The organism is Brevundimonas sp. (assembly GCF_036399195.1).
Classification (GTDB): Bacteria; Pseudomonadota; Alphaproteobacteria; order Caulobacterales; family Caulobacteraceae; genus Brevundimonas.
On record NZ_DASWNO010000212.1, the window covers coordinates 1 to 3,442 of the forward strand.

General features: G+C 66.7%; 6 protein-coding genes. All 6 read right to left on the reverse strand.

Annotated features, from left to right (window positions below; translation table 11 throughout):
- Nucleotides 1-615: YtpR family tRNA-binding protein (ytpR, locus tag VGB60_RS09525; protein WP_349256608.1), on the reverse strand; the 615-nt coding region annotated here is incomplete at its 3' end.
- On the reverse strand, nt 612-1,043 hold the full coding sequence (locus VGB60_RS09530) for a hypothetical protein (RefSeq protein ID WP_331038028.1): 432 nt from the start codon (nt 1,041-1,043) through the stop codon (nt 612-614). The genes VGB60_RS09530 and ytpR, both read right to left, overlap by 4 nt.
- Before the next feature lie 31 nt (nt 1,044-1,074).
- Entirely contained in the window at nt 1,075-1,470 is a 396-nt protein-coding gene (locus tag VGB60_RS09535) for a hypothetical protein (protein WP_331038029.1), read from the reverse strand.
- A complete protein-coding gene (pheS, locus tag VGB60_RS09540) occupies nt 1,470-2,546 on the reverse strand; it encodes a phenylalanine--tRNA ligase subunit alpha (protein WP_331038030.1) in 1,077 nt (358 codons plus the stop codon). The genes VGB60_RS09535 and pheS overlap by 1 nt, the downstream gene beginning before the upstream one ends.
- 269 nt (nt 2,547-2,815) lie before the next feature.
- Nucleotides 2,816-3,175: a 50S ribosomal protein L20 gene (gene rplT, locus VGB60_RS09545; RefSeq protein ID WP_331038031.1), complete on the reverse strand. Its 360-nt coding sequence runs from the start codon at nt 3,173-3,175 to the stop codon at nt 2,816-2,818.
- A gap of 54 nt (nt 3,176-3,229) precedes the next feature.
- Nucleotides 3,230-3,427 carry a 50S ribosomal protein L35 gene (gene rpmI / locus VGB60_RS09550; RefSeq protein WP_305304774.1) on the reverse strand — a complete coding sequence of 66 codons (198 nt, stop codon included), beginning with the start codon at nt 3,425-3,427 and terminating at the stop codon, nt 3,230-3,232.
- Between the last annotated feature and the right edge of the window lie 15 nt (nt 3,428-3,442).

Sequence of the window (3,442 nt, forward strand, 5' to 3'; positions counted from 1 at the left end):
GCGGACCGTGATCGGCGACGGGAAGCCGCCGGCCACCGGGCTGACGGGCGGGGTGCGCAGCTGGCCCAGGCTCGCGGCGGCGAGGTCGCGGGCGATGCCGGCGACGCCGAGCCAGTCGGAGCGATTGGGCGTGACCTCGAAATCGATCACAGGCTCGGCGCCGAAGACGCCGGCGGCGGGAGCGCCGACCCGCAGGTCGTCTGAGAGTTCGAGAATGTCGTCGCTCTCGGCCGACAGCTCCAGCTCGGCGGCGGAGCACAGCATGCCGTTCGAGACGACGCCGCGCACCGGTTTCTCGACCAGGGTCACGCCGAGGCCAGGCACAAAGGCGCCGATGGGCGCGTAGATGGTTGTCAGGCCCGCGCGGGCGTTGGGCGCGCCGCAGACGATCTCCTTCGGGCCGTCCACCGTGTCGACCTGACAGACCTGCAGCCGGTCGGCGTTGGGATGGCGTTCGGCCGAGACGATGCGGGCGACCGTAAAGGGCGCGAGGGCCGCGACCGGGTCATGCACCTCCTCGACCTCAAGACCGGCCCGGGTCATGGCGTCGGCGACGCCCGCCGCGTCGGCGTCCGTGTCGAGATGGTCCTTCAGCCACGAGAGGGTGAATTTCACGCCTCGGGCTCCGCCGCCCGGGTCTCGCCGGCCATCGACTTGATGCCGCCTTCCAGCTCGGCCAGCAGACCCTCCTGACCGGTGAAGCCCACCTGAACGAAACGACAGCGGACGAAACGGCAGTTCGATACGCCCACCACGCCGGCCAGCTTGGTGGTGCTGAGCGGGCGGTAGAGCAGGTTCCGCACGTCGGTGGTCGTGCCCATGGCGCAGCTGTCGAAATGGGTGCCGTTCATCACGGCCATGACGGCGGGCCCCTCGATCAGGCAATCGGTGAAGGTCTTGCCGTCGATCGCCATCTGGCCGGCGTTCCAGTGCTGGACCGCCAGCTGTGGCAGCCAGATCGCCTCCTTCTGGAAGCTGGTGCGGGCCACGATGGCGCGGCCGGCGGCCTCCTCGGCGGACAGGGCGGGCGTCTGGTCTGTCATGCTTGCGATCTCTCTATTCCGGTTCTGGCCGTCACCCGACGGGGACCTGCTCGATCAGCATTTCGAGGAGACTGTCGTTCCCGGTGATGCCCAGGGTCTGGAATTGGCAGCCGGTGAACGTGCAGTTGCGAATGGGGATGCCGCCGATGCCCATGTCGCCCATAGGCTTGAACAGCATGTTGCGCAGATTGCCTCCGGTCGGGCCGAAGTTCGTGCTTTCGAAGTGAACGCCTTCGAGGACGAGCATCACCGCGGGTCCCTCGATGACGCAGTTGTTGAAGCTTCGCCCCTCGATCATCACTCCGCCGCCGGCCAGAACGCTGGCGCGATACAGATCGAAAAGCGAGAACCGGGCGTCCGTGAACTCGGTCGCACGCGGGTCCAGATTGCGGGAGGGTTCGCTCCACGGCGAAGGCTGGTCGGTCATCAGGACAGTCCACTTGCAGGATTGGGGGCGGAGAAGGCGGAGAAGCCGTAGTGGGCCAGCCACCGGGTGTCGGCCTCGAACATCGGCCGCAGGTCGGGCACGCCGTACTTCAGCATGGCCAGACGATCGACGCCCATGCCGAAGGCGAAGCCCTGGTATTCCTCAGGATCGATGCCGCAGTTGCGCAGCACGTTCGGGTGAACCATGCCGCAGCCTAGAATCTCCATCCAGCTGTCGCCGGTGTTGAGCTTCAGCTCACCGCCCGAGCGGTCGCAGCGGATGTCCATCTCGGCCGACGGCTCGGTGAAGGGGAAGTGATGGGGGCGGAAGCGCGCGTCGATCCCGTTCACCTCGAAGAAGCGGGCGACGAAGGTCTCCAGCGTCCATTTCAGGTGGCCCATGTGGATGTCGCGGTCGATCACCAGCCCCTCGACCTGATGGAACATCGGCGTGTGGGTGGCGTCGGAGTCCTTCCGAAAGGTTCGGCCGGGCGCGATGATCCGGATCGGCGGCGTCTGGGTCATCATGGTGCGGACCTGCACCGGGCTGGTGTGGGTGCGCAGGACCTTGCGTTCGCCTGTCTCGGGGTCGGGCGTCAGGAAGAAGGTGTCGTGCATCTCCCGCGCCGGGTGTTTGGGCGGGAAGTTCAGGGCGGTGAAGTTGTGGAAGTCGTCTTCGATGTCCGGGCCTTCCGCCACGGCGAAGCCCATGTCGGCGAACAGGGCGATCATCTCGTCCATCACCTGCATGGTCGGGTGAACGCCGCCCTTGCGGCGCGGACGCGACGGCAGGGTCAGGTCGACGTGTTCGGTGCGCAGGCGGGCGTCGAGCTCGGAAGCCTCCAGCTCGACCTTGCGGGCCGTCAGGGCCGATTGCACCCGGTCTCGCAGGCCGTTGATCATCGGGCCCTGCTCGCGCCGCTCGTCCGGGCTGAGCGCGCCCATGCCCTTGAGCAGGCCGGAGATCGAGCCCGACTTCCCCAGGGCCGCCACGCGCAGGTCCTCGACGGCCGCCGTGGTTTCCGCCGAGCCGATGGCGTTGATCAGGTCGAGTTCGAGTTGGGCGAGGTCAGTCATCGTGGCGGTGTCTAGCCGCTGGCGGCGGGGCGGGAAAGGGGCCGGGGCGGGGAGCGATGAGGAGTGGCTGGTGGCTAGTGGCTAGTGGCTGGCCGCCGTCTGCGCCACGCCGCGGTTGGTGCGCCGCCCTTCCGCTGACAGAAAGGGACTCCCCAACCAGTAATCACCAGCCACTAGCCACCAGCCACCAGCCACGAACCACTCCCCCAACAGCAGAACGCCCGCCCCGGAGACCGGAGCGGGCGTCGAGCTTTGTCGTCAGACCCGGATCAGGCGGTCTTCAGCGCGTCCCGGACCTTGTCGGCGATGGCCTTGAAGGCGCCCTCGTCGGCGGCCATCGCGGCCAGAACCTTGCGGTCCAGCTCGATGCCGGCTTCGCCAAGGCCGTGGATGAACTGCGAGTAGGTGAAGCCTTCCAGACGGGCGGCGGCGTTGATGCGCTGGATCCACAGGGCGCGGAACGAGCGCTTCTTGTTGCGGCGGTCGCGGTAGGCGTACTGGCCGGCCCGATCAACGGCGGCCTTGGCGGTCCGGATGGTGTTCTTGCGGCGGCCGTAGAAACCCTTGGCCTGCTTGAGAACCTTCTTGTGTCTGGCGTGGGAAACTACGCCGCGTTTGACGCGAGCCATGTCGCTATCCTTTCAAATTCAATGGGGAAATCAGGTCGTCGATGCGCGCGCCGATCAGGCGTACGGCATGTAGGACTTGATCTTCCTGGCGTCGGCGTCGGCCATGACCTTGGTGCCGCGGTTCTGGCGGATGTATTTGCTGTTGTGGCTGATCAAGCGGTGCCGCTTGCCCGCCACGCCAGACTTCACCTTGCCGGTCGCCGTGAATTTGAAGCGCTTCTTGGCGCCAGACTTCGTCTTCAGTTTGGGCATTTTCACTCTCTTTTT